This window comes from Streptomyces sp. NPDC104367 (assembly GCF_055583825.1).
Genome location: NZ_JBVJND010000015.1, coordinates 153259 through 176593, shown reverse-complemented (window position 1 = coordinate 176593; position 23335 = coordinate 153259). Strand labels below are relative to the sequence as shown.

The 23335-nt window shown below is 72.8% G+C and carries 22 protein-coding genes and 1 pseudogene; 10 read left to right on the top strand and 13 right to left on the bottom strand.

Going from position 1 to position 23335, the window contains the following annotated elements:
- Positions 1-52: 52 nt before the first annotated feature.
- Positions 53-847, bottom strand: a complete 795-nt coding sequence (locus ACZ619_RS23580; protein ID WP_469602155.1) for a VOC family protein — start codon at positions 845-847, stop codon at positions 53-55.
- Positions 848-994: 147 nt separating this feature from the next.
- Between ACZ619_RS23580 and ACZ619_RS23575 the strand changes: the two genes are divergently transcribed.
- From ACZ619_RS23575 to ACZ619_RS23560, 4 genes are all read left to right on the top strand, one after another.
- A complete protein-coding gene (locus ACZ619_RS23575; protein ID WP_469602287.1) occupies positions 995-2002 on the top strand; it encodes a zinc-binding alcohol dehydrogenase family protein in 1008 nt (335 codons plus the stop codon).
- Positions 2003-2230: 228 nt separating this feature from the next.
- The gene (locus tag ACZ619_RS23570) at positions 2231-3673 is read left to right on the top strand and encodes a family 2B encapsulin nanocompartment shell protein (protein ID WP_469602152.1); all 1443 of its coding nucleotides are present in this window, start codon (positions 2231-2233) and stop codon (positions 3671-3673) included.
- A 15-nt stretch (positions 3674-3688) separates the two neighbouring features.
- Positions 3689-4741, top strand: coding sequence for a family 2 encapsulin nanocompartment cargo protein terpene cyclase (locus ACZ619_RS23565; protein ID WP_469602149.1), 1053 nt, complete (start codon positions 3689-3691; stop codon positions 4739-4741).
- A gap of 50 nt (positions 4742-4791) precedes the next feature.
- Complete coding sequence (locus ACZ619_RS23560) at positions 4792-5676, top strand: geranyl diphosphate 2-C-methyltransferase (RefSeq protein ID WP_469602146.1); 885 nt, start codon at positions 4792-4794, stop codon at positions 5674-5676.
- Between the two features lie 58 nt (positions 5677-5734).
- On the opposite strand, the gene ACZ619_RS23555 is transcribed toward ACZ619_RS23560, so the two are convergent.
- Entirely contained in the window at positions 5735-6217 is a 483-nt protein-coding gene (locus ACZ619_RS23555; RefSeq protein ID WP_469602143.1) for a VOC family protein, read from the bottom strand.
- Positions 6218-6393: 176 nt separating this feature from the next.
- Here ACZ619_RS23555 and ACZ619_RS23550 point away from each other — a divergent pair, with 176 nt between their 5' ends.
- The gene (locus ACZ619_RS23550) at positions 6394-7206 is read left to right on the top strand and encodes a class I SAM-dependent methyltransferase (RefSeq protein ID WP_469602141.1); all 813 of its coding nucleotides are present in this window, start codon (positions 6394-6396) and stop codon (positions 7204-7206) included.
- Between the two features lie 199 nt (positions 7207-7405).
- The gene (locus ACZ619_RS23545) at positions 7406-8293 is read left to right on the top strand and encodes an RNA polymerase sigma factor SigF (RefSeq protein WP_469602138.1); all 888 of its coding nucleotides are present in this window, start codon (positions 7406-7408) and stop codon (positions 8291-8293) included.
- 101 nt (positions 8294-8394) lie between these two features.
- On the opposite strand, the gene ACZ619_RS23540 is transcribed toward ACZ619_RS23545, so the two are convergent.
- Together ACZ619_RS23540 and ACZ619_RS23535 are read right to left on the bottom strand one after the other, a co-directional pair.
- A complete protein-coding gene (locus ACZ619_RS23540; protein WP_469602135.1) occupies positions 8395-8847 on the bottom strand; it encodes an ATP-binding protein in 453 nt (150 codons plus the stop codon).
- A 330-nt stretch (positions 8848-9177) separates the two neighbouring features.
- A pseudogene (locus ACZ619_RS23535) lies at positions 9178-10383 on the bottom strand (DUF6777 domain-containing protein); the annotation flags it as partial.
- Positions 10384-10599: 216 nt separating this feature from the next.
- Between ACZ619_RS23535 and ACZ619_RS23530 the strand changes: the two are divergent.
- Entirely contained in the window at positions 10600-11859 is a 1260-nt protein-coding gene (locus ACZ619_RS23530) for a streptophobe family protein (protein ID WP_469602132.1), read from the top strand.
- Between the two features lie 39 nt (positions 11860-11898).
- On the opposite strand, the gene ACZ619_RS23525 is transcribed toward ACZ619_RS23530, so the two are convergent.
- From ACZ619_RS23525 to ACZ619_RS23510, 4 genes are all read right to left on the bottom strand, one after another.
- Positions 11899-12819: a serine/threonine-protein kinase gene (locus ACZ619_RS23525; RefSeq protein WP_469602129.1), complete on the bottom strand. Its 921-nt coding sequence runs from the start codon at positions 12817-12819 to the stop codon at positions 11899-11901.
- Positions 12819-13367: a hypothetical protein gene (locus tag ACZ619_RS23520; protein ID WP_469602126.1), complete on the bottom strand. Its 549-nt coding sequence runs from the start codon at positions 13365-13367 to the stop codon at positions 12819-12821. Before ACZ619_RS23520 ends, ACZ619_RS23525 begins: the two co-directional genes overlap by 1 nt.
- Positions 13368-13387: 20 nt before the next feature.
- Positions 13388-15730, bottom strand: a complete 2343-nt coding sequence (locus ACZ619_RS23515; RefSeq protein ID WP_469602123.1) for an ABC transporter ATP-binding protein/permease — start codon at positions 15728-15730, stop codon at positions 13388-13390.
- Positions 15731-15799: 69 nt separating this feature from the next.
- On the bottom strand, positions 15800-16210 hold the full coding sequence (locus ACZ619_RS23510) for a hypothetical protein (protein WP_469602121.1): 411 nt from the start codon (positions 16208-16210) through the stop codon (positions 15800-15802).
- Between the two features lie 312 nt (positions 16211-16522).
- On the opposite strand from ACZ619_RS23510, the gene ACZ619_RS23505 reads away from it, so the two are divergent.
- Positions 16523-16987: a nuclear transport factor 2 family protein gene (locus ACZ619_RS23505; protein WP_469602119.1), complete on the top strand. Its 465-nt coding sequence runs from the start codon at positions 16523-16525 to the stop codon at positions 16985-16987.
- Positions 16988-17047: 60 nt separating this feature from the next.
- Here ACZ619_RS23505 and mgrA read toward each other — a convergent pair whose 3' ends face one another.
- Positions 17048-18040, bottom strand: coding sequence for an L-glyceraldehyde 3-phosphate reductase (gene mgrA / locus ACZ619_RS23500; protein WP_469602117.1), 993 nt, complete (start codon positions 18038-18040; stop codon positions 17048-17050).
- 111 nt (positions 18041-18151) lie between these two features.
- On the opposite strand from mgrA, the gene ACZ619_RS23495 reads away from it, so the two are divergent.
- The gene (locus tag ACZ619_RS23495) at positions 18152-19066 is read left to right on the top strand and encodes a LysR family transcriptional regulator (RefSeq protein ID WP_469602114.1); all 915 of its coding nucleotides are present in this window, start codon (positions 18152-18154) and stop codon (positions 19064-19066) included.
- A gap of 234 nt (positions 19067-19300) precedes the next feature.
- Entirely contained in the window at positions 19301-19816 is a 516-nt protein-coding gene (locus ACZ619_RS23490; RefSeq protein WP_469602111.1) for a mycothiol transferase, read from the top strand.
- On the opposite strand, the gene ACZ619_RS23485 is transcribed toward ACZ619_RS23490, so the two are convergent.
- From ACZ619_RS23485 to ACZ619_RS23470, 4 genes are all read right to left on the bottom strand, one after another.
- Positions 19798-20868, bottom strand: a complete 1071-nt coding sequence (locus ACZ619_RS23485) for an adenosine deaminase (protein ID WP_469602108.1) — start codon at positions 20866-20868, stop codon at positions 19798-19800. The two genes, ACZ619_RS23490 and ACZ619_RS23485, sit on opposite strands and share 19 nt — an antisense overlap.
- Before the next feature lie 38 nt (positions 20869-20906).
- Entirely contained in the window at positions 20907-21308 is a 402-nt protein-coding gene (locus ACZ619_RS23480; RefSeq protein WP_469602105.1) for a VOC family protein, read from the bottom strand.
- A gap of 272 nt (positions 21309-21580) precedes the next feature.
- Positions 21581-22519, bottom strand: coding sequence for a M56 family metallopeptidase (locus ACZ619_RS23475; RefSeq protein WP_469602103.1), 939 nt, complete (start codon positions 22517-22519; stop codon positions 21581-21583).
- A complete protein-coding gene (locus ACZ619_RS23470; RefSeq protein WP_469602100.1) occupies positions 22516-22899 on the bottom strand; it encodes a BlaI/MecI/CopY family transcriptional regulator in 384 nt (127 codons plus the stop codon). Before ACZ619_RS23470 ends, ACZ619_RS23475 begins: the two co-directional genes overlap by 4 nt.
- Positions 22900-23335 lie beyond the last annotated feature (436 nt).

The following is a 23335-nucleotide window of genomic DNA, read 5'->3' as shown; positions in this document are numbered from 1 at the left end:
CCCCGCCGTGGTGCCGACCGTCCCCGGGCGCCCTGCCCGGCGTCCGGCCTGGTCAGACGTCCGAGACCGCCGGCATCTCGCCCTCGGTGGTGGTGATGTCGATCACCGAGAAGTTGGCGCCCTGCGGGTCGCTGAGCGCCGCGAACCGGCCGAAGGGGCTGCTCATCGGGCCGAAGCGGAGCATCGCGCCGAGCTCCACGGCCCTGGTGACGGCCTGGTCGCAGTCGGCGACGGTGAAGTACACGTTGACGTAGGACGGCACCTCGGGCGGGAACTCGTCGGTCATCCGCATCCGGCCGAGGACGGTCTGGCCGCCGACGTCGAACATCCGGAAGTCGACGTGCTGGTCAGCGATCTGCTTCACGGTGTAGGGGAAGACGGCGGTGAGGAAGGGGTCCGCCTTCCCGGGCTCGCGGGTGAAGACCTCCGCCCAGCAGTAGGCGCCGGGCACGGCGGTCGCCTCGAAGCCCTCGTGGACACCGCCCTGCCAGATCCCGAAGACCGCGCCGCTGGGCTCCCGGGCCAGGCACATCGTGCCGAAGTCGCCGACCTGCATCGGCTCCATCAGCACCTCGCCGCCGTTCTCCCTGATCCGCGCGGCGGTGGCCGCCGCGTCCGGCGAGGCGAAGTAGAGGCACCACTGCGACTGCCCCTCCTGACCGGGCATGGGCGGCACGACGGCGGCGACCGCCTTCCCGTCGGCGTAGGCCTGCGTGTAGTTGCCGTACTCGGAGGAGGAGTCGCCGAAGGTCCAGCCGAGGACCTCGCCGTAGAATCGCTTGGCACCCTCCAGGTCGGTGAACATCGCATCGGCCCAGCAAGGGGTTCCTTCAGGTTGTACCGGCATGGCCGCGGCCCTTCCGATCGTGCGGATTCTCCCGTTTCCTCACGCTAGCCACCGGCCGGTCGGCCCGCGCGCCGAACCGTGGACTCCGGCGGACACTGGGAGCGGGAGAGCGGCCTTCGGCGGACGGGGCTCTGCATGGCGGACGTGATGCGGGCGTGGTCGGTGGTGCGGCCCGGACCGGTCGGGACGGACCCGCTGCGGCTCGTGGAGCGGCCGGTGCCGGTGCCCGGGGCCGACGAGCTGCTGGTCAGGGTGCGGGCCTGCGGGGTGTGCCGCACCGACCTGCATGTCACGGAGGGCGATCTGCCGGTGCGCAGGCCCGGGGTGACCCCGGGGCACGAGGTGGTCGGCGAGGTCGCGGGCGCGGGCGCCGCGGTGTCCGGCTTCGCGGTGGGCGACCGGGTCGGGGTGGCCTGGCTGCGGCGCACCGACGGAACCTGCGCCTACTGCCTGCGGGGCGCGGAGAACCTGTGCCCGCACTCGGAGTACACCGGCTGGGACGCCGACGGCGGCTACGCCGAGTACACGACCGTCCCCGCCGCCTTCGCGTACCGGCTGCCCGGCGCCCTGCCGGACGAGGCGCTGGCTCCGCTGCTGTGCGCCGGGATCATCGGCTACCGCGCGCTGTCCCGGGCCGCGCTGCCGCCGGGCGGCCGGCTCGGGCTGTACGGCTTCGGGGGCAGCGCCCATCTCTGCGCCCAGCTGGCGCTCGCCCGGGGCGCGACCGTGCATGTGCTGACCCGGGGCGCCGAGGCCCGCCGGCTGGCGCTGGAACTGGGCGCGGCATCGGCCCGGGACGCCTACGAGACGCCGCCCGAGCCGCTGGACGCCGCGATCCTGTTCGCGCCGGCCGGCGGTCTCGTCCCGGTGGCACTGCGTGCCCTGGACCGCGGCGGGGTGCTGGCCGTAGCGGGCATCCACCTCAGCGACGTACCCCCTTTGAATTACGAGCGCGAACTGTTCTACGAACGCGAGCTGCGGAGTGTCACCTCGAACACCCGTGCCGACGGGCGGGAGTTCCTGGCCCTCGCCGACCACCACGGAGTCCGCGCCACCACCCACGCGTATCCCCTCTCCGAGGCCCCGAAAGCCCTGCGAGACCTCAAGGAAGGGCGCTTCGACGGGGCTGCCGTGCTGGTGAACGACCTTTCCTGAATCCAACCCCGCGCCCGCCAGGGCACAAGAGCGGGCCACCGGCGCGCAATTGACCCGCACGCCCCTTTCCACACCAGGCAACGGGTTTGCGCAACCAAGGCAAAGATCCGCCCCATTTGCGCCGTACCCCGAGATCACCCCGGCCTGTTGTCTTGTCGGTACGCAGCGCTACCTCGCACACCACCGGCCTTTCAGGTCACCTCAGTTCACCGCTCCGATGGAGGGAAAGTGTCCACACCGGACAGCGTCCTCGGTTCCGCCGTAGACGAGCCCGAGCCCGATCCGACCGCCGACGGGCAGCTCACCAGTCTCAGCACCCGGGCCGCACGCCAGCTGGCCACGACCACCAAGTCCGAACCGCAGATGCAGGCCATCACCTCCCGGTGGCTGCTGAGGACACTGCCGTGGGTGGACGTCAAGGGCGGCGCCTACCGGGTCAACCGGCGCCTCCAACTGCGCACCGGACGCGGCCGGGTGAGCTTCGAGCACAACGGCGGGAACGACATCCGGGTCATCCCGCGGACCCTCACCGAGCTGCCGATCCTGCGCGGCTACGACGACCCGGAGGCGCTGAACCAGCTCGCCGACCGCTTCGAGCCCCGCGAAGTGCGCGCCGGACAGGTGCTGTTCGAGGCCGGGCAGCCGGTCACCGAGACCTACCTGGTGGTGCACGGCCGGTTCACCCGGTACGCGGCCGGCAAGTACGGCGACGAGGAGGTCGTCGGGGTCGTCACCGACGGCGACCAGATGGGCGACGAGGCGGTCGGCCAGACCGACCCGCTGTGGCTCACCTCGGTCCGGGCGGAGACGGCCGGCGTGGTGCTGGCGCTGCCCTGGACGGTCGCCGAGGAGATCATGGAGCGGGTGCCCTCGCTCGGCGCCCATCTGCGGGCCTATGTGGACCGGCAGCGGCTGCCGATGAACCGCAAGGGCGAGGCAGAGGTCCCCGTGCAGGCGGGCCACAGCGGCGAGCCGACCCTGCGCGGCGGCTTCGTCGACTACGAACTCGCCCCGCGCGAGTACGAGTTGTCACTCACCCAGACCGTGCTGCGGGTGCACTCCAGGGTCGCCGACCTCTACAGCCACCCGATGGACCAGACCCAGCAGCAGCTGCGCCTCACGGTCGAGGAGGTCCGTGAGCGCCAGGAATGGGAGATGGTCAACAACCGGGAGTTCGGGCTCCTGCACAACATCGACTACGGGCAGCGGATCAGTTCCTTCACCGGGCCGCCGACCCCGGACGACATGGACGAGCTGATCTCCATGCGCCGCAAGACCAAGGTGATCCTGGCCCACCCGAAGGCGATCGCGGCCTTCTTCCGCCAGTGCAACCGGCGCGGTCTGGTGCCCGCGAGCGCGAACGTCGACGGGCACGAGATCCCGGCCTGGCGCGGGGTGCCGATCTACCCGTGCAGCAAGATCCCGATCAGCGACGACCACACCACCAGCATCATCGCGCTGCGCACCGGCGAGGCCGACCAGGGGGTCGTCGGCCTCCACCAGACCGGCATCCCCGAGGAGTTCCAGCCGGGCCTGAACGTCCGCTTCATGGGCATCAACGAGCAGGCCGTCGTCAACTACCTGGTCACCGCCTACTACTCGCTGGCCATCCTGGTCCCGGACGCCGCCGGGATCCTCGAGAACGTCCAGCTCGGCCGCACCGCCGACTGACGGCCCGGAGCACACATGACCACAACCAGCACCTCCTACGTCCTGCCCGGGCCGCCGAGCATCGCGCTCGGTCTGCGTCCGGCCCGGCGCACCGGGGTCGTCCCCGGACTGCGCTACCGGCCGGCCGTGCCCGCCGATCCGGAGAAGGCCGCCGAACTCGACCGCCGGCTGGAGGCCTGGGCCCGGGAACTGGACCTGTTCCCCGAGAGCTGGAAGGGCGACTTCTCGGAGTTCCAGTTCGGCCGGGCCGTCGCACTCCAGCATCCGGGCGGGCTCGACCTGGACCGGCTCACCGTCGCCGGCAAGCTGCTGCTCGCCGAGAACATCGTGGACTCCTGCTACTGCGAGGAGGACGAGGGCCGGGGCGGATCGCGGCGCGGCCTCGGCGGCCCGCTGATCATCGCCCAGTCCGCGCTCGACCCCTTCCACGGCATCCCGGAGCTGGAGGAGGAGTGGCGCGAGGGCATCCGGGCGGACGGCCCGCTGCGCTCCTACCACTTCGCCGTCGCCGACCTCGCGGCCGTCGCCACGCCCAGCCAGACCGACCGGTTCGTGCACGACATGGCCCGGCTGCACCTCGGCTACCTCGGCGAGGCGGCCTGGATGGAGACCGGGTACGTGCCGCGGGTCTGGGAGTACCTGGTGATGCGGCAGTACAACAACTTCCGGCCCTGTCTGTCGATCGTCGACGCGGTGGACGGCTACGAACTGCCCGAACAGGTCTACGCCCGACCGGAGATCCAGCGGATCACCGCCCTCGCCTGCAACGCCACCACGATCGTCAACGACCTGTACTCCTTCACCAAGGAGCTGGCCAGCGATCCGGACCACCTCAACCTGCCCCAGGTGGTGGCGGCCAACGACCGGCGCGGGCTGAAGGCGGCCTATCTGCGGTCCGTCGACATCCACAACCGGATCATGGAGGCCTTCGAGGAGGAGTCGGCCGCGCTCGCCGCCGGCTCGCCCGTCGTCGCGCGCTACGCCGAGAGCCTGGCCGCCTGGGTCTCCGGCAACCACGAGTGGCACGCCACCAACTCCAGCCGCTACCACCTGCCCGACTACTGGTAGCCACCCAAGCCACACCGAAACACCGTCAGAAACACTTCGAGGAGCAACTGTTGACCACCGCCCCTGTCGCTCGGAAGACCACCACGTCAGCCCCGGTGCCGACCCAGTCCAGGTACCAGAACAGCGTCGCGGAGTACTGGAACGCCGAGGAGAACCCGGTCAACCTCGAACTCGGGAAGATCGACGACCTGTACCACCACCACTACGGCATCGGTGAGGCCGACTGGTCGGTGCTCGACGAGGCCGACCCCGGTCTGCGCAAGGAGCGGATCACCGGCGAACTGCACCGCCTGGAGCACGCCCAGGCCGAACTGCTGGCCTCCCACCTCGGCCCGCTCACGCCCGCCGACCGGGTCTTCGACGCCGGCTGCGGCCGGGGCGGCGGCAGCATCGTCGCGAACCTGCGCTACGGCTGCTCCTCCGACGGCGTCACCATCTCCGCCAAGCAGGCCGGCTTCGCCAACGACATGGCCCGCAAGCGCGACGTCGGCGACAAGGTCCGCTACCACCACCGGAACATGCTGGACACCGGCTTCGAGACGGGCGCGTACGCGGCCTCCTGGAACAACGAGTCCACGATGTACGTCGAGCTGGAGCTGCTCTTCGCCGAGCACGCCCGGCTGCTGCGCCGCGGCGGACGGTACGTCACGATCACCGGCTGCTACAACAACACCTACGGGCAGGCCTCGCGCGAGGTGTCGCTGATCAACGCGCACTACATCTGCGACATCCACCCGAGGTCGGAGTACTTCCGGGCGATGGCGAACAACCGGCTGGTGCCGGTCCACGTGGAGGACCTCACCCAGGCGACCATCCCCTACTGGGAACTGCGCAAGGAGGCCGAGCACCTGGTGACGGGTGTCGAGGACGCGTTCCTCACCGCGTACAAGAACGGCAGCTTCCAGTACCTGCTGATCGTGGCCGACCGGGTCTGACCCGGCCGCGGGCGCGAGGGGGCGGTGTCCGCGGGCACCGCCCCCGTCCGTGTCCTGGTCACTCGCCGGCGTGCACCCTGCGCAGTTCGGCGATGTCGAGCCTGCCCATGCCGTACATCGCCCTGGTGGTGCGCGCGGCCCGCTCCGGGTCGGCGTCGCCGATCATCTCCAACAGCCCGTCGGGGATGACCTGCCAGGACACGCCGTAGCGGTCCTTGAGCCAGCCGCACGGGCCGGGTTCGCCGCCGTTCTCGGTGAGCTTGGCCCAGTAGTGGTCGACCTCCTCCTGGCCGTCGCAGTGGATCTGGAAGGAGATCGCCTCGTTGAACGTGAACTGCGGGCCGCCGTTGAGCGCGACGAACCGGTGCCCGTTGGCCGTGAAGTCGACGGCGATCACCGAGCCGGCGGGGCCCGGTCCGGCCTCGGTGTAGCGGCCGACCTTTCCGATGGTGGAGTTCTTGAAGATCGACACGTAGTAGTGGGCGGCCTCCTCGGCCTGGCCGTCGAACCAGAGACACGTGGTGAAACCGTCGGTGGTCATGAGCACCTCCTGGGCGTGGGACGCTGTCATCTGTACCGACCCCCGCCGGCCCGGAAACTCATCGGTCGAGCGCATGCGCGCGGGACCGTCGCCGAGCAGGTCGCGCCGGTCGGCTGCTCACTCCCCCGGCCCAAAAGCAGTGGCCCGCCCGCGCGGCGATGGGCATCCTGCCCGGCATGGAAGCGTACGAGTTCACGGGGGACCGGTCCGGGCTGCGGGGCGTCTTCGACGAGGACGCCGAGCTGTACGAGCGGGCGCGGCCCCGCTATCCCCCGTCCCTGGTCGAGGAGTTGGTCCGCGTCACCGGCGCCGCGCCGGGTGTCCGGGTGCTGGAGATCGCCCCGGGCACCGGCAAGCTCACCGTGGACCTGGCCCGGTCCGGCTGCGCGGTCACGGCGGTGGAACTGGGCCCGGTCATGGCCGCCGTGGCCCGCCGGCTGCTGGCCGCCTTCCCCGCCGTGGACGTCGTGACCGCGGACTTCGAGGAGTGGGAGCCGCCGCCGGAACCGTTCGACGCGGCGGTCTGCGCGACCGCCTTCCACTGGATCGACCCGGCGGTCCGGCTGGCGAAGCCGGCCCGGGCGCTGCGCCCCGGCGGGCTGCTCGCCGTCGTCACCACCCACCATGTGGCGGGCGGCACCGAGGACTTCTTCGCCGAGGTCCAGGAGTGCTACGAGCGATGGGATCCGGCCACTCCGCCCGGACTGCGTCAGCGCCCCGAGTCCGAGGTCACCACCGACACGGCCGAGTTCACCGCCTCCCCGTGCTTCACCGGCCTCACCCTGCACGGCCACGCCCAGGAGATCACCTACTCCACCGAGACCTACCTGGACGCACTCCTCACCTACTCCAACCACCGGGCGCTCCCGGGCCCCGCCCGGCACGGGCTGCTGGCGGACATCCGGGCACTGATCGACACGCGGTACGGCGGTGTCGTCACCAAGCGCTACTGGCACGAGCTGATCACGGCCGTGCGCGCCGGCGGATGAGACCGCGCCGGTACGCCGATTTTCCGCCACCCGGGTGAACGGGGCGCATGCGGGGCGTCACCCCGGGTACCCGAACCGTCGAGGCACGCATGGGACGTCCGATTCCGGGTACCCGGGCCAGGGCGAACATCTGGACAGGGCCGGAACGACACAGGCCGAACAGGCAGACGCCGAACCGTGACTTACGTGGGAGAGGTAAATGAATACCGCCGGGATCCGGTCGGAAGCAGTGAGCACCGCCCAGTTCGTCGAGCCGTCGACGGCGGACGGGGCACTGCCGGGAATCGAGGACCCGAAGTCCGTCGCCCCGCGCGACGCCCGGGAACTGTCCCGTCAGTTCTTCCAGCGGCTCACCGAGGTGGAGGAGGGGACTCCCGAGTTCCAGTACGCCCGCAACACGCTCATCGAGATGAACATGTCGCTGGTGCGGTTCGCGGCCGGCCGGTTCCGCAACCGGGGCGACGACATGGAGGACATCGTCCAGACCGGGATGATCGGGCTGATCAAGGCCATCGACCGGTTCGAGCTGTCGCGCGAGGTCGAGTTCACCTCCTTCGCGCTGCCGTACATCGTGGGCGAGATCAAGCGGTTCTTCCGTGACACCACCTGGGCGGTGCACGTCCCGCGCCGGCTCCAGGAGCTGCGGGTCGAACTGGCCAAGGCGCGCGAGGAGCTCTCCAGCCGCCTCGACCGCGAGCCGACGGTCGCCGAACTCGCCACGCTCATGAACCTCTCCGAGGACGAGGTGATCGAGGGCCAGCTGGCGTCCAACGGCTACAACTCGTCCTCGCTGGACGCCGCGCTCACCGGGGACGGTCCCGAGGACGGCGAGGCGGTGCTGGCGGACTTCATCGGCGTCGAGGAGGACGGGCTGCGGCTCGTCGAGGACTTCCAGTCGCTGGCCCCGCTCATGGCCGAGCTGAGCGAACGCGACCGCGAGATCATCCATCTGCGGTTCGTGGAGGAGGCCACCCAGGCGGAGATCGGTGAGCGGCTCGGCTGCTCCCAGATGCATGTGTCCCGCCTGATCAAGCGGATCATCACCCGTCTGCGCCAGGGGATGCTGGGCGAGCTCGGCTGCGCCTGACGGCGGACTTCCGGGCGCTGCCCCGCACCGGTGCGTGGGGCGGCGCCCGCGGCATGCGGCCGCACGACGGGCCGGGCGACGGCCGACCGGCTCACTGCGGCTCACTGCGGGAAGCGCATCAGCGCGCGTACCCGCTTGCCGACCGGCACCCGCTCGGCGGTGACCTCGAAGGCCAGCGCGTGGACGATCTCCAGTCCGTGCCGGCCGACGCGCTCGGGGTCCCGGGGGAAGCGCCGGGGCAGGGCGGCGCTGCTGTCGTACACGGAGACCAGGACCGCGCTGTCGGTGCCCTCCAGTTCGAGGATGTACGGGCCGTTGCTGTGCCGGTCGGCGTTGGTGACCAGTTCGCTCACCACCAGCAGCAGTTCACCGTCGGCGCGCGGGTCGATCGCGGCGCACCACTCGGTCCTGAGCTGGTCCAGGAACCGGGCGGCGAAGTCCCGCGCCTCCGCGATGCAGCCGGGTTCCCCGGTGTAGTGCGCCGTCCGCCGCAGCGGCTCCACGGGTACGTCGAAGCCAGTCGGTATCACTGCCCCGCCCAGGTTTTCGGTCATGCGTGTCTCTCTCGGTGGCCGTCCGGCCGGTCGCTGTTGCAACCATGCTCGTACCCCGAGTGCGGTCCGGCAGTCCCCGGTCGTGTTCGCCGATCGCGCACAAGCACGTCACGTGCCTCACACCGCCGGGGATCCGGGGCCCGCGGGCTCGGAGCCGGGCGGGACCGCGGGAACCTCGGGGGCCGAGGACAGCTCGGCGGCCGAGGACACCGGGGCCGCCGAGGACTCGGGGCCGGGTGAGGCCGGTGACGCGGGCTGCCCGGAGGGCGGGGCCGCCGGGGACTTCGGCGACGCCGGTTCCGACTTGGGCGGCTCGGACTTCGGGGGCTCCGTCTTCGGCGATTGGGACTTCGGCGGCTCCGTCTTCGGGGACCGCGACGAGGACGAGGGCGGCTCGGAGGACGGCGACTGCGACGAGGGCGGCTTCGAGGACGGCCGCCCGGAGGACGGGGAGTTCGAGGCGGGCGACTTCGACGGCGGGGACTTCGAGCCGGTGGCGGGGCCGGACGGCGAGGACGACCCGGCCGAACCGGACGGGCACGGCGTGGCGCCGGGGGCGGGCGTGCGGCCCGGCGAGGGCGGGCAGCCCTGCTGGGCCGGCGGGTTCATGGGGTACGGGTTGGCCGGGGGCTTCGCCGGGCGGTCGTGCTGCCCGTTGTGGTCGCCCCGGTGCCGGCCGATCCAGTCGTCGTGCTCGTGGTCGTAGATGACGAAGACGTTGACGATCTGCGCGGCGGGCGAGACGACCACGACGTTCGAGGGGTGGTACGCGGGCCAGGCCGTGCCGGTGGTCCTGGGCGTGTTCTGCTGCGCCACCGGCGCGGCCAGCGGGTTGCCGCAGGCGCAGCGCACCCGGGGCACCCCGTGTCCGTCGACCAGGACGGCGGTGCCCGTCTGGAGGACGGACTGGTAGCTGGTCGTGGCGCCGTCGCGGTAGCCGTGGGCGGTGACCCGGGTGTCCGCGCGCAGCTGTACGGGAGTGAGGGAGCGCAGGTAGGCGGGGACACCGGAGGGCTGGACGCCGACCTGTGCGGCGAACGCCCTGTTCCGGGCCGGGTCGGCCCGGAAGTACCCGACCTGCTGCTCCACGTCGCAGCTGGGGCTGTTCTTCGTCCCGGTGTAGAGACCGGGCGCGCCGCCGTCGACCCCGCGCACCTGGTTGGCCGGTGCCGCGGACGCGGCCGGGGCCGGGGAGACCGGGGCGGCGGAGCTGTCCTTGGCGCTGGACGCGGTGAACGGGTCCTGGCCGGTGCTGTTCGCGGCCTGGAGGAAGACCTCGCCGCGCTTGCCCGAGTCCTCGCCCGTACGGGTGAGGACCACGACCAGGACGGCGGCGACGACCACCGCGGTGGTGAGCATCGCGATCCGGGGCGTGGAGCGCCACCACGGCCGGTGCGGGCCTCCGTCGTCGCCGCCCCCGCCGCCTCCGCCGCCGGGCGGCTGGGAGGGCGGGCCTGCGGGCGGCTGGGAGGGCCCCGACAGCGGGCCGGAGGGAGGTCCTGTGGGGCGGCCGGATGACGGCGGTTCGACGCTCACGCGCTCATCTCCCCGTTGAACTAAACGGCATTCATGAAAAATGCCTCATTTGATGTACAACGAGCCCAATGTGCGCCGGTCCCGTACCGTCCGCAAGCCGACGCGGACGGCCCACCCGGCGAGCGGGCCTCGCGGGGGTTGCCTAGCGTGACAGCGTGAGCCCACCGATCGCCGCCGAGCCGCCGCCGAGCAGGCCATGACCGCGCCGAGCGGCCCGTGAGCGCGCCGGCCGGCCGCTCCGTGGCCCGGCACGGCTGGCCGCAGGCGCTGGCCGTGGTGCTGGCCGCGCTGCTGGGCATGGTCGTGGTGGCCGCGGCGGGCCTGTGGGCGGCGGGCGCGACGGACCTGCCGGAGGACGCCTTCGTCCCGGTGGTCCTCGCGACGGTGGTGACGGCCGTGGGCGGCAGCGTCGAGCTGTCGGGGAACGCGGGCGAACTGGCCCGGACGAACGCCGGGCTCACCGTCGTACCGCTGTCGGTGACCCTGGTGGGGGCGCTGCTGGCCGGCGGGGGCTTCCTGCGGCCGCTGCGGCACCGGGCGGTGGCCGGGACCGGGGAACTGGCGGGGTGGGCGGCGCGGATCGCGGTGCTGTGGCTGCTCGCGCTGACCGGGTCGGCCCTCGGGGCCCGGCACACCTTCGCCGTGGACCTGGGCGACGGCACGCTCAGTGACCTCACCGGCCTGCTGGACGCCGCGCCGCGGGCGGGGTTCACCACGGACGTGCCGCTCACACTGCTGTTCGGACTGCTGTGGCTGGCCGGGATCCTGCTGCTCGCGCTCCTGGTGTCGCCCGGTGCCCCGCTGCCGGGACGGCTGCTGCGCTTCGGGACGTCGGTGCGCCCGGCGGCGTACGCGATGGTCGCGTTCGTGCTGGCGTACGTAGTGCTCGCCTTGCTCGCCGCCCTGGTGGCGATGGTGACCCGCGGGCATGCCAGGGAGACCCTCGCGGTGATCCTGCTCGGGCTGCCCAACGTGGCCTGGCTGGCCCTCACGCTCGGTCTCGGGGTCACCTGGAAGGGGCGCGTCGACGGTCCCTTCGGCCTGCCCCTGCCGCATGTGCTGGCCGAGATCCTGCGCACCCCGGACGTGTCCACGCTCGACCTGCGCGCCCTCGCCGCCCACGACGGCCGCTGGTGGTGGCTGGTCGTGGTGGACGCGGTGCTGCTGTCGGCGGCCGCGGTCCTGACGGCGGCACGCTCCCCGGCCAGGATCCGCCCCTGGCGGCACGCCGTGCACCTGGCCGTCGCGCTCGCGCTGACGGTGCTGACGCTCTGTCTGACCGGCCGGGTCTGCGCCCACTACGGCCTCTCCCTGCTCGGCATCGGCGACCTGGGCGGCAACCTGTCGGGCGAGCTGCTCCTGCGGCCCGAGCTGTGGCCGGCGCTCGGCCTGGGCGTGCTGTGGGGACTGGCCGCCGGTTTCCTGGGCGCGCTGCTCGCGCGCCCGGTGCACCGGCGGGGCGAGGTGGAGACCTGACGTCGGACGGCGCGCGCCGCCTACCGGAAGACGGGCCGCCTACCGGAAGACGGGCCGCGCCCAGGGCGGCGGGCGGGTGACCCGCCGTGCGTGGCCCGCCGCGGCCGCGCGCAGGGCGCCGACGAAGGCGAGGCAGGTGTCGTAGCGGTCGTCGGGGTTCTTGGCGAGGGCCTTGGCGAAGACCGCGTCGACGGCCGCGGTCAGCTCCGCGCGGGCCGCGCTGGGGGCGGGCGGCTCGTCGTACTGGTGGGCCCACAGCACGGCCATGTCGTCCTCGCGGACGAACGGCGGACGGCCCGTCAGGGTCTCGTGGACGACGCAGGCGAGCCCGTACTGGTCGCAGCGGCCGTCGACCGGGCGGCCGGCGATCTGCTCCGGGGCCACGTAGTCGAGGGTGCCGACGAACTGGCCGACGGAGGTGAAGCCGGTCAGGGACAGGGACTTCTTGGTGAGGCCGAAGTCGGTCAGGTAGACGTGCTCGGGGTGGTCGCTGTCGGTACCGCGGGCGACCAGGATGTTGCCGGGTTTGACGTCCCGGTGGACCAGGCCGTGGTCGTGGGCGGCGTCCAGCGCGGAGGCCACCTGGGCGGCGATCCGGACCGCCGCGGAAAGGGCCAGCGGCCCCTCCCGGTCCAGGAGGTGGCGCAGGTCGAGGCCGTCGACGTAGCGCATGGCGATATACAGGACGCCGTCCGCCTCGCCGGCCTCGAAGACCGGCACGATGTGCGGGTGGTCGATGGCGGCGGCCGCCCTGGACTCGTGGGTGAAGCGCTGCCGGAAGGTGTCGTCGCGGGCCAGCTCGGGGGTGAGCAGTTTCAGCGCGACCGTGCGGTCCAGGCGCAGGTCGCGGGCCCGGTAGACGACGGCCATGCCGCCCCGGCCGATCCGGCTCTCGATCCGGTAGCCCGCGATCCGGGTGCCCGCGGGCCCGGCGAGCCGGTCCGTGCCGCCGTTCGTCATCAGCGCTCGCCGTTCGGGGTGACCACCCGGGTCGGATCGTGACCGGGGCTGTCCGCGCCCGGGTGCGCCCGGTCGGTGACGTAGGTGGACAGCCGCCGTCCGTCGCCGTAGAGCCAGCGTCCGTCGGCCGCGTCGTACACCCACACGGACTCTCCGTCGACCACCACTCCGACGCGCAGCCCGTGCGTACGGCCCCGGAACGACTCCCCGTCGAGGCCGCCGCCGGCGAGTTCCTCGACGGCGGCGCGGTAGTCGGCCAGGGCCCGTTCGGCACGCGCGAGCAGCGGGCGCGGATCGCCCGCCTCGCCTGCGGGGCCGCCGGTGACGGGCGGGTCCTGGGGTACGGCGACGAGGTAGCGGCCGTCGACCCAGGCCGCCCAGCCGTTGGCGCAGCCGATGTGGGCCCAGTCGCCGCGCCGCTCCACCAGCCGTACCGGCAGCAGCGGGTCGAGGGGCACGGTGGGCCGGGCCGGGTCGGGCGCCTCCCAGGCGGGCATGCCGTCGGGCGGGACGACATGGGTGGGGCGGAATCCTGGCGTGGTCGTCATCGTGTCCGCTCCTTCCGCGGCTACTTCCGCATGACGGCGGGTTCGTGCCGGCGCAGCAGCCGGGAGAGCACCAGGCCGAAGGCGGCCGCCAGCACCAGCAGCATGAGCATGTTGCGCAGCCACACGCCCGCCGAGTGCCGGAACATCGGGTCGGCGGTGATGGTGCCGGGCACGATCCGGTGCAGTTCGACGGTGCCGGCCATGGCGCCGAGCGCCCACCGGGAGGGCACCAGCCAGGCCAGTTGCTCCAGGCCTGGCACGCCGTCGAGCTTCAGCAGGGTCCCGCAGAAGACGACCTGGACGACGGTGAGCAGCACCAGCAGCGGCATCGTCACCTCCTCCTTGCGGACCAGTGCGGAGATCAGCAGGCCGAGCATCATCGCGGTGAAGGAGAGCACGGCCACGGCGACGGTGATCTCCAGCAGGGGCGGCATGAGCACGCCGTTCCCGCCGGGCGCGTTGAGATCGACGCCGGCCAGGCCGACGAGGGTGAGGACGATCGCCTGGAGCACGGTGACGGTCCCGAGGACGACGACCTTCGACATGACGTACGCCGATCTGGGCAGGCCGACGGCTCTCTCGCGCTGGTAGATGACGCGTTCCTTGACCAGTTCGCGCACGGCGTTGGCCGCGCCGGTCAGCACCCCGCCCACGCAGAGGGTGAGCAGGGCGTTGGTGGCGGTGTCGAAGGTGAGCCTGCCGCCGGCGACGGCGCGGGCCATCGCGCCCATCACGAACGGCAGCCCGATCATGATGGCGAGGAAGGTGCGGTCGGCGGCGAGCGCGGCCGTGTAGCGGCGCACCAGTGTCGAGAACTGGGCGCCCCAGCTGCGCGGCCGGGGCGGCGGCGGGGCCGGGGCGACCGGGCCGCCGCGCGGCAGCACGGGCTGCGCGCTGGAGTTCACGATGTACTTGCGGTGGTACGACGAGGCGCGGTACTCCCCCGCCCAGTCCCGTCCGGTGTCCCGCTCGAACGCCTCGAAGGCCTCGGGCCACTCGTCGAACCGGAAGAAGCCGAGGGCGTCGCCGGGCGGCCCGAAGTAGGCGGTCCGGCCGCCCGGCGCCAGCACCAGGAGCCGGTCGCAGACGTCGAGGCTGAGCACGCTGTGGGTGACGACGATGACGGTACGGCCGTCGTCGGCGAGGCCGCGCAGCATGTTCATCACCGAGCGGTCCATGCCGGGGTCCAGACCCGAGGTCGGTTCGTCGAGGAACAGCAGGGACGGTTTCGTCAGCAGTTCCAGGGCCACGCTGACCCGCTTGCGCTGCCCGCCGGAGAGGCTGTGCACGGATTGCCCGGCGCGCTGTTCGAGGCCCAGTTCCCGGATGACCTCCTCGACCCGCTGCCGGCGTTCGGCCTTGGCGGTGTCCTCGGGGAAGCGCAGTTCGGCGGCGTAGGTGAGGGCGCTGCGCACGGTCAGCTGGACGTGCAGGATGTCGTCCTGCGGGACCAGGCCGATGCGCTGGCGCAGTTCGGCGTAGTCGCGGTACAGGTCGCGGCCGTCGTAGAGGACCGTGCCGTGCTCGGCGGGGCGCTGCCCGGTGAGGGCGCCGAGCAGCGTGGACTTGCCGGCGCCGCTCGGCCCGACCACCGCGAGCAGGCACTTCTGGCCGACCGGGAAGGAGACGTGGTCCAGCAGGACCTTGCGGCCGCGGTCGACGGCGACGGTGAGGTCCTGGACGTCGAGGGAGACCTCGCCGGTGTCGACGTACTCCTGGAGCTCGCCGTCGACCAGGCAGAACGCCGAGTGGCCGATGCCGACGATGTCGCGGCGGCCGAGCGGGGCGCGCAGGACGGTGCGGCCGTTGAGGTAGGTGCCGTTGTGGCTGCCGAGGTCGGCGATCTCGTAGCTGCCGTCGGGGTGGGCGCGCAGTTCGGCGTGGTGGCGGGAGACGATCAGGTCGTCGACGACGACGTCGTTGTCGGGGGCGCGGCCGATGCGGACGGTGCGGGCCCGTAGCGGCCGTACCGAGGAGGGGCAACGGAAGGTGCCGGTCCGGGCGGGCATGGAGACGGACGAGGGGCGGTCCGGGGCGGGTGCGGGGCGGCCGCTCAGGACCGCGGAGGGCCCGTCGGCGGGGCTGCCGAAGCGGATCACCGTGCCGGGTCCGACCTCGCCCTCGCTGATGCGGCGGCCGTCGGCGTAGGTGCCGTTGGTGCTGTGCTCGTCGGCCAGTGTCCAGTGGCCGTCCCCGGGCCGGAGCACGGCGTGGTGCCACGAGACCCGGGCATCGTCGATGACGATGTCGCTCAACGGGTCGCGCCCGACGTGGTAGTCGCGGCCCGGGCTCATCACCGTGGAGCCCGTGTCGGTCTCCAGGACGAGTTCGGGCGCCGTCGAGGCGACGTGCCGCTCCGCCATGGCCAGAATTCTACCGATATGACCATGTGTGTGCCCGACCGTGGCCGAGGGGACGGCGGCCGTCGCGGGTCAGGCGACGGGGACGACGAGTGCGGGGATGGTGCGCTGCATACGGAGGGCGTCGACGGACTCGGCGAGCAGTTCGTACTCGGTGGTGTCGTCCTGGACGGCGATCCGCACCAGCCGTCCGCCGGCGAGTTCGTCGGCGACGAGTTCCTGGCGGACCACGTCGGCGCACCAGCCGCGGAGCAGTCCGGGGACGTCGGAGACGGTGTCCGCGACCGGGACGAGCGATCCCCGGGGGAAGCGGGGGTTCTCGGGTAAGGGGTCGAGCCGCTCCGCGATCCAGGTCGCCCGGTCCCGTAACCACCACAGGGCCAGCGCCAGGGTCGGCGCGCGGTAGGTGCCGAGCGGCACGCCGATGCGCTGGCCGCCGCACACCCCGTACGCCGTGACATGGCACAGGAATTCGTCGTGCACGATCACTCCCCCGTAGCTCGCCGGTGTGCCGTCGCGGCCGGGTTTCCGTGCGGCTCCTGTGCGGTGAAGTGCTCCTGACATTCGAGTATGTTCACTTTCGAAACACTGTCACCACGCCTTTCCGGCCAGTCTCTTGGCATATTCGACCTTCGAATTGGCCGAAATGCGCGCGCTGTACCGGCCGGCCTTCGTTGGCCGCGCAGTGGTGGACCCGTCACGCGGTACCGGGCATGGTGGTGCCGAAGGATCGCCGTGGACCGCGATCTGCTCTCCCACCAGCGGTGACGTCTCTCGACGGGGGGCCGATTCGCCATGGCCGTGAACACCGACCGTCACCGGGCCGACGCCGCCCGCTACGTCGAGGCCCGGAACGCGGCGGAGCCCGGGGCGCCGGGCGCGGCCGTCGCCGAGGCCCGGCCCCCGGAGGACACCCGCACCGACCCGCCGGCCGACGTCGCAGGCCACGGGCGGATCACGGCCCTGATCGCGGCCGCGCACGAGCGGTTCCCGGGTCTCGTGTCCCGTCCGCTCGGGCCAGTCGACGGCGACCACCAGAGCGCGCGCTTCGGCCGGGAGCCGGTGGACGGGAGCGACGACCAGGCCCCGGTGGCCGGTTTTGACGTGGTCACACTCGGCGAGGACGGCCGCATCCGGCACGTCCGGGGCTTCCTGGACCGGGTACCGGACGGAGCCAGAAGCGGGGACGGCGACGGGGCGCGGGGCTCCCGGGCGCGCCGACGCCCGGGAGCCGTCAAAGGGGCGGGGCGGGCGCACTGACGCGTCCGCCCCGCCGGACGCGTCGGCGATGGCCGATCACGTCAGCGGCCGACGCTCGCGTCAGCGGTTGACGATCGCGTCGATGCGGCTCAGTTCCTCCGCGTCGAAGTCGAGGTTGCCGATGGCGCCGACGCAGTCCTCGACCTGCTGCGGGCTGCTCGCGCCGATCAGCGCGGAGGTCACCCGGCCGCCGCGCAGCACCCAGGACAGGGCGAGCTGCGCCAGGGTCTGGCCGCGGCCCTTGGCGACCTCGTCCAGGTCGCGCAGCTGGGCGACCAGGTCCGCGGTGACCGCGTCCGAGTTCAGGAACGGGCTGTCGCTCGCGGCCCGGGAGCCCTCGGGGATGCCGTCCAGGTAGCGGCCGGTCAGCAGGCCCTGCTCCAGCGGGGAGAAGACGATGGAGCCGACCTGGAGCTCGTCGAGCGCGTCCAGGAGGCCCTCGGTCTCGGGACGCCGGTCGAGCATCGAGTAGCGCGGCTGGTGGATCAGCAGCGGGGTGCCCAGCTCACCGAGGATCCGGGCGGCCTCGCGGGTCTGCTCCGCCGAGTAGTTGGAGATGCCGACGTAGAGCGCCTTGCCCTGCTGGACCGCGGAGTGCAGGGCGCCCATCGTCTCCTCCAGGGGAGTCTCCGGGTCCGGGCGGTGCGAGTAGAAGATGTCGACGTAGTCCAGGCCCATCCGCGTCAGCGACTGGTCCAGGGACGACAGCAGGTACTTGCGCGAGCCCCACTCGCCGTACGGGCCGGGCCACATCAGATAACCGGCCTTGGTGGAGATGACCAGCTCGTCGCGGTACCCGGCGAAGTCCGCCCGGAGCGCCTCGCCGAACGCGGACTCGGCCGCGCCGGGCGGCGGCCCGTAGTTGTTGGCCAGGTCGAAGTGGGTGACGCCGAGGTCGAAGGCGCGCCGCAGGATGGCGCGCTGGGTCGTCACGGCCCGGTCGGGCCCGAAGTTGTGCCACAGGCCGAGCGACAGCGCGGGAAGCTTCAGGCCGCTGCGGCCGCTGCGGCGGTACGGCATGTCGGCGTAGCGGTCGGGGTGTGCGGTGTACAACGCGACTCCAGAGGGGTTGGCACACGAACTACCGATCCCACTCTTTCCCGAGCCGTGGGCAGTGGTCCAACAGAAGAATCCGATGGAATTGTGCGGCTAGGCTTCTCAATCATGGAATTGCGCCACCTCCAGCACTTCGTCGCGGTCGCCGAGGACCAGCACTTCACCCGGGCCGCCGAACGGCTGCTGGTGTCCCAGTCGGGCCTGTCCGCCTCCATCCGGGCCCTGGAGCGCGAGCTGCGGGCCCCGCTCTTCGTGCGGACGACCCGCAGGGTCACCCTCACCGAGGCGGGCCGGGCGCTGCTCGGCGAGGCGGAGCGGATCCTCGCCCAGGTGCGTTCGGCGCACGAGGCGGTGGCCGCGGTGCAGGGCGTGCTGCGCGGGACGCTGGCGCTCGGCACCGAGCAGTGCATCGCCGGGGTGCATGTGGCGGGGCTCCTCGCCGCCTTCCGGCGCCGCCACCCGGACGTGGAGATCCGGCTGCGCCAGGCGGGCTCGGGCCCTCTCGCCGAGGAGGTGGCGGCGGGCCGGCTGGACCTGGCCTTCGCCTACCGCGTCCAGGACGACACCGACCAGCTGCGCTCGGTGTCACTGACCGGCGAGCCGATGACCGTGCTGTGCCATCCCAGCCACCGCCTCGCCGCGGGCGGTGCGGCGGTGACGCCCGAGGACCTCGACGGGGAGGTGTTCGTCGACTTCCACCCGGACTGGGGCCCGCGCCGTTCGACCGACGCCGCCTTCGCCTCGGCGGGGGTGCGGCGCACGGTCGCGCTGGAGGTCAACGACGTGCACAGCCTGCTCGACCTGGTGGACGAGAACCTCGGCATCGCCGTCGTACCGCGCCACTTCCGGCACAAGCGGCCCTCGCTCACCGCGCTCGTCCTCAAGGGCGCGGACGAGGCCGCGTACGAGACGGTCGCGCTGCTGCCGCCCGAGACGGCCACCAGCCCGGCGGCCCGGGCCCTGATGGCCCTCCTCGCATCAGAGGACCCGGCGACGCCCCCGGACGGATCCCGCCCCTCCTGACCCCGGCCTGCCCCGTCGTGACGGACGGTACCGCGCGGCGCGCGCGCCGACGGACACCGTGCCGCGGCGGGCGTGGCGGTTGTTCGTGCCCCGGGCGCCCGTCCGGGAGGAGGACGACAAAGAGACTCTTCCGTCGGACCCGGCTGTCCGGTCGGGTGCCACCGGGCTTTCGCGGAAGCTGGATTCCGGTGGATTCCGGGCGCATGAGGAGCGGCGATGAGCGATCGTGGTCGTATGCATGCAAGGGACATCCTCATCGACGGCTTCGGCCGCATCCGGGAAGAAGTCCACGCGGCCCTCGACGGCCTCGCCCCCGACCTGCTCAACCGGCGCCCGGCCCCGGACGCCAACTCCGTCACCTGGCTGGTCTGGCACCTCACCCGGATCCAGGACGACCACGTCGCCGACGCCTTCGGCCTGGACCAGGTGTGGCTTGCCCAGGGCTGGGAGAAGCGCTTCGGCCTGGACCTGCCGCCGCGTGACCACGGGTACGGCCACACCCCGGCGCAGGTCGCCAAGGTCACGGTGGACTCCGGTGACCTGCTGACCGGCTACCACGACGCGGTGCACGAGCAGACCCTGGGCGTGCTGCGCGAGCTGCCCGCCAAGGATCTCGAACGGATCGTGGACACCCGCTGGGATCCGCCGGTCACCCTGGGCGTGCGGCTGGTGAGCGTCCTGTCCGACGATCTCCAGCACGTCGGACAGGCGGCCCTGCTGCGGGGGCTGCTTCAGAGCGCGGCGGCGTAGCCCGGCAGGACGACGTCCTCGATGAGGGCCCTGCGCTCGTCGAACGGGATGAACGCGCTCTTCAGGGCGTTCACCGTGACCGTGCGCAGGTCCTCGACGGTCCAGCCGGCCTCCTCGACCAGCAGGGACATCTCACGGGTCATCGTCGTACCGGAGACCAGCCGGTTGTCGGTGTTGAGGGTGACCCGGAAGCCCAGGTCCTTCAGCGCGGTGATCGGGTGCTCGGCGATGGAGGTGGCGCAGCCGGTCTGGAGGTTGGAGGTGGGGCACATCTCCAGGGCGATCCGACGGTCGCGCACCCAGCCGGCGAGCCGGCCGAGCTTGCCGTCGACGATGTCCTCGGTGATGCGGACGCCGTGCCCGATGCGCTGGGCGCCGCAGACCTGGAGCGCCTGGTGGATGCTGGGCAGGCCGTAGGCCTCACCGGCGTGGATGGTGAACGGCACGCTCTCGCGGCGCAGGTGCTCGAAGGCGGCGAGGTGGTCGGCAGCCGGGAAGCCGTCCTCGGCGCCGGCGATGTCGAAGCCGACGACACCGGCGTCCCGGTGGGTGACGGCCAGCCCGGCCGCCTCCCCGACCCGGTCGAACATCCGCATGCCGCAGAGCAGGGTGCCGACGCGGACGGGGGTGCCCGCTGCGGCGGCCTTCGCCATACCGGCGGCGAGGCCCTCCTGCACGCTCTCCACGACCTCGTCGAGCGACAGCCCGCCCTTCACGTTCAGCTCCGGCGCGTAGCGCACCTCGCCGTAGACGACACCGTCGGCCGCGAGGTCGAGGACGTACTCCTCGGCGACGCGCCGCAGCCCCTCCCTGGTCTGCATGACGGCGAGGGTGTGCTCGAAGGTGGCGATGTACCGCACCAGGTCACCGGAGTTGGCGGCCTCGAAGTACCAGGCGGCCAGCTCGTCCGGGTCGGTGGCGGGCAGGGTGTGACCGATCTCCGCCGCGAGCTCGACAAGGGTGGCGGGGCGCAGGCCGCCGTCGAGGTGGTCGTGCAGGACGGCCTTGGGGAGGCGGCGGATCACAGCTTCGTCTACGCGCGTAGCGGTCATGGTGGAGCTTTCCTCGGCAGATGGTTCGGGGCGATCGGTCAGGCTGCGGGCCGGAGCAGGTCCCAGCGGTTGCCGTACAGGTCCCGGAAGACGGCGACGGTGCCGTACGGCTCGTGCCGCGGCTCCTCCAGGAAGGTCACGCCGGCGGCGGTCATCCGGGCGTGGTCGCGGGCGAAGTCGTCGGTGTGCAGGAAGAACCCGACCCGGCCGCCGGTCTGGTCGCCGACGCGGGCCCGCTGCTCCTCGTTCTTGGCGCGGGCGAGCAGCAGCCCGGTACCGGCACCCTCCGCCCCCGGCTCCACGACGACCCACCGCGACCCGTCCGGCCGCGGCGCGTCCTCGACGAGCCGGAACCCGAGGTCCTCGGTGTAGTGGCGGATCGCCTCGTCGTAGTCGCCGACGACGAGGGTGACCAGGGCGACGCGTCGCGTGGGGGCCATGGGGGCCTTTCGGTGGGGCTGGTTAGCGGGAGAGGTTATACGTAAAACGTACCGCACGCCAGTCATGTCGAGGACCGACACGACGACGGCGCCCAGACAGGGGGCGCGGGGACTGCGCGCCCAGCCGGAGCGCACCCGCACACACGCCACGGACCGCACCACCGCCGACCACGCACCACGCCCCGCCCAGCACGCACCGCACCGCACCGCACCGCACCGCACCGCACCGCACCGCACCGGACCGCACCGGACCGCACCGAACCGAACCCGGCCTACCGCGCCGCTTCCCCCTGGGCGATCTCGACCTGGTGGTGGAAGTCGATCATGCCGGTTGCCGATGCGGCGCAGGACAGGAGCGTGCAGGTCAGCAGGAGGGTCGCGGTCCAGGCGCCGGCCCGTCGCCGGCCCCGGGCCGTGTCGGGTGCGGCCAGCAGCGCCTGGACCCGCCGGGGTACGGGCCCCGACGCTGCCCCGGGTACGAACGCCGGCCGTCGCAGGCCCCCGCCCTGGCCCGCCAGCGCGGCCCGTGCGATCGCACGGGCGGTCAGCCGCCGGTCCCCCACCGCACGCGCCGCCGCCTCGTCGGCCACCCGCTCCACGGCCAGCCGGATGACGTCCCTCACCCGCCGCAGCGCCGGATGGCAGTGCGCCGCGAGTTCGGCCGCGGCGAGGAAGTAGTGGTGGCCGCCCGCGTTGTGCGCCCGCTCATGGGCGAACAGCGCCTCGCGTTCGGCTCCGTCGAGGCTGCGCAGCATCCCCGTGGTGACCACGATCCGGTGCGGCCGGCCGGGCAGCGCGTACGCGTCGGGACTCGGGGAGTCGACCACGCACAGGTCGCCCGCAGCGGGCCGCCGGCCGGCCTCCGTGCGGGCCGCGTGGAAGGCGCGGGCCTGCCGGAGCACCGACCGCCCGAAGCTCCAGGTGCCCACGGCGACGGCACCGACCGAGGCGGCCGCGAGCGGCAGCACGAAGCGGTCGGAGGCGATGTGCAGCGGCCGGATCAGTTCACCCAGCGCCGCGAAGAACGGCACCTTGAGCAGACCGGTGAGGACGAACGCGCCGAGCGCCGCCAGTGAGCAGGCCGCGAGGGCGACGGCCGAGCCGGTGACGGTCCAGAGCGCGGCCGCGGGCGCCAGCCGGTCCAGGGCCCGCCGGGCGAGCGCCGGCAGGGCGAACGGCACCAGCAGGGGCAGGACGAGCAGGGCGATCATGATCCACCGGGCTGCTCGTCGGCTTCGAGCAGGCCCCGCAGCACGCGCTCGTCGTCGGGGCTGAGCTGGGCGACGAAGCGGGCCAGCACGGTCTCCCGGTCGGCGTCGCGGTCGAGTTCGGTGTGCATCCGCTTCGCGGTCAGGCCCTGGGCGTCCTGGACGGGGAAGTAGGCGTACCCACGGCCCTGGCGGTGGCGGCCGACCACACCCTTGTCGTGCAGCCGGGTCAGGATCGTCGTCACGGTCGTGCGGGCCAGGTCCGTACCGAGGCTCCGCTGCACCTGCCCGGGGGTCTGGGGTGCGCCGGCGGCCCACAGCGCCGCCATGACGGACGCCTCCAGCTCACCGGCCGGCCGGCGTTCGTCCTTCGAGTCGGCCATGGAAGGTCTCTCACCCCGTCTTCGTCCGCGGTCGGACAGATCGTCTACGGCAGTGTAGTCAGCCGAGGACCACCGAGCATCTGTGCGCCCATTATGCGAGGGGCCGCGACGGGGCGCGGGCTTTCCGGCACGGAGCGGAACCGCCGGGGCGGGGCGCGGGACCGCGGACCTGGGGCGCGGGCCCGAGGCGCGGGAGCCGAGGCGCGGGAGCCGAGGCGCGGGAGCCGAGGCGCGGACCTGGGGCGCGGACCTGGGGCGCGGACCTGGGGCGCGGACCTGGGGCGCGGGAGCCGAGGCGCGGACCTGGGGCGCGGGAGCCGAGGCGCGGACCTGGGGCGCGGGAGCCGAGGCGCGGGCCGGGGGCGCGGGCCGGGACCGGCCGGTGGGTTCGCGGGCATGGAGATGCGGCCGGCACCTCATGCGCGAAGGCGGCTGG

Coding starts and splice junctions, on each gene's coding strand:
- ACZ619_RS23490 (WP_469602111.1), top strand. CDS start 19,301: ATGCATGCAAGGGACATCCTCATCGACGGCTTCGGCCGCATCCGGGAA.
- ACZ619_RS23525 (WP_469602129.1), bottom strand. CDS start 12,819: ATGACGAACGGCGGCACGGACCGGCTCGCCGGGCCCGCGGGCACCCGG.
- ACZ619_RS23515 (WP_469602123.1), bottom strand. CDS start 15,730: ATGGCGGAGCGGCACGTCGCCTCGACGGCGCCCGAACTCGTCCTGGAG.
- ACZ619_RS23485 (WP_469602108.1), bottom strand. CDS start 20,868: ATGACCGCTACGCGCGTAGACGAAGCTGTGATCCGCCGCCTCCCCAAG.
- ACZ619_RS23555 (WP_469602143.1), bottom strand. CDS start 6,217: ATGACCACCGACGGTTTCACCACGTGTCTCTGGTTCGACGGCCAGGCC.
- ACZ619_RS23495 (WP_469602114.1), top strand. CDS start 18,152: ATGGAATTGCGCCACCTCCAGCACTTCGTCGCGGTCGCCGAGGACCAG.
- ACZ619_RS23575 (WP_469602287.1), top strand. CDS start 995: ATGCGGGCGTGGTCGGTGGTGCGGCCCGGACCGGTCGGGACGGACCCG.
- ACZ619_RS23475 (WP_469602103.1), bottom strand. CDS start 22,519: ATGATCGCCCTGCTCGTCCTGCCCCTGCTGGTGCCGTTCGCCCTGCCG.
- ACZ619_RS23480 (WP_469602105.1), bottom strand. CDS start 21,308: ATGGCCCCCACGCGACGCGTCGCCCTGGTCACCCTCGTCGTCGGCGAC.
- ACZ619_RS23550 (WP_469602141.1), top strand. CDS start 6,394: ATGGAAGCGTACGAGTTCACGGGGGACCGGTCCGGGCTGCGGGGCGTC.
- ACZ619_RS23505 (WP_469602119.1), top strand. CDS start 16,523: ATGGCCGTGAACACCGACCGTCACCGGGCCGACGCCGCCCGCTACGTC.
- ACZ619_RS23565 (WP_469602149.1), top strand. CDS start 3,689: ATGACCACAACCAGCACCTCCTACGTCCTGCCCGGGCCGCCGAGCATC.
- ACZ619_RS23580 (WP_469602155.1), bottom strand. CDS start 847: ATGCCGGTACAACCTGAAGGAACCCCTTGCTGGGCCGATGCGATGTTC.
- ACZ619_RS23540 (WP_469602135.1), bottom strand. CDS start 8,847: ATGACCGAAAACCTGGGCGGGGCAGTGATACCGACTGGCTTCGACGTA.
- ACZ619_RS23520 (WP_469602126.1), bottom strand. CDS start 13,367: ATGACGACCACGCCAGGATTCCGCCCCACCCATGTCGTCCCGCCCGAC.
- ACZ619_RS23545 (WP_469602138.1), top strand. CDS start 7,406: ATGAATACCGCCGGGATCCGGTCGGAAGCAGTGAGCACCGCCCAGTTC.
- ACZ619_RS23470 (WP_469602100.1), bottom strand. CDS start 22,899: ATGGCCGACTCGAAGGACGAACGCCGGCCGGCCGGTGAGCTGGAGGCG.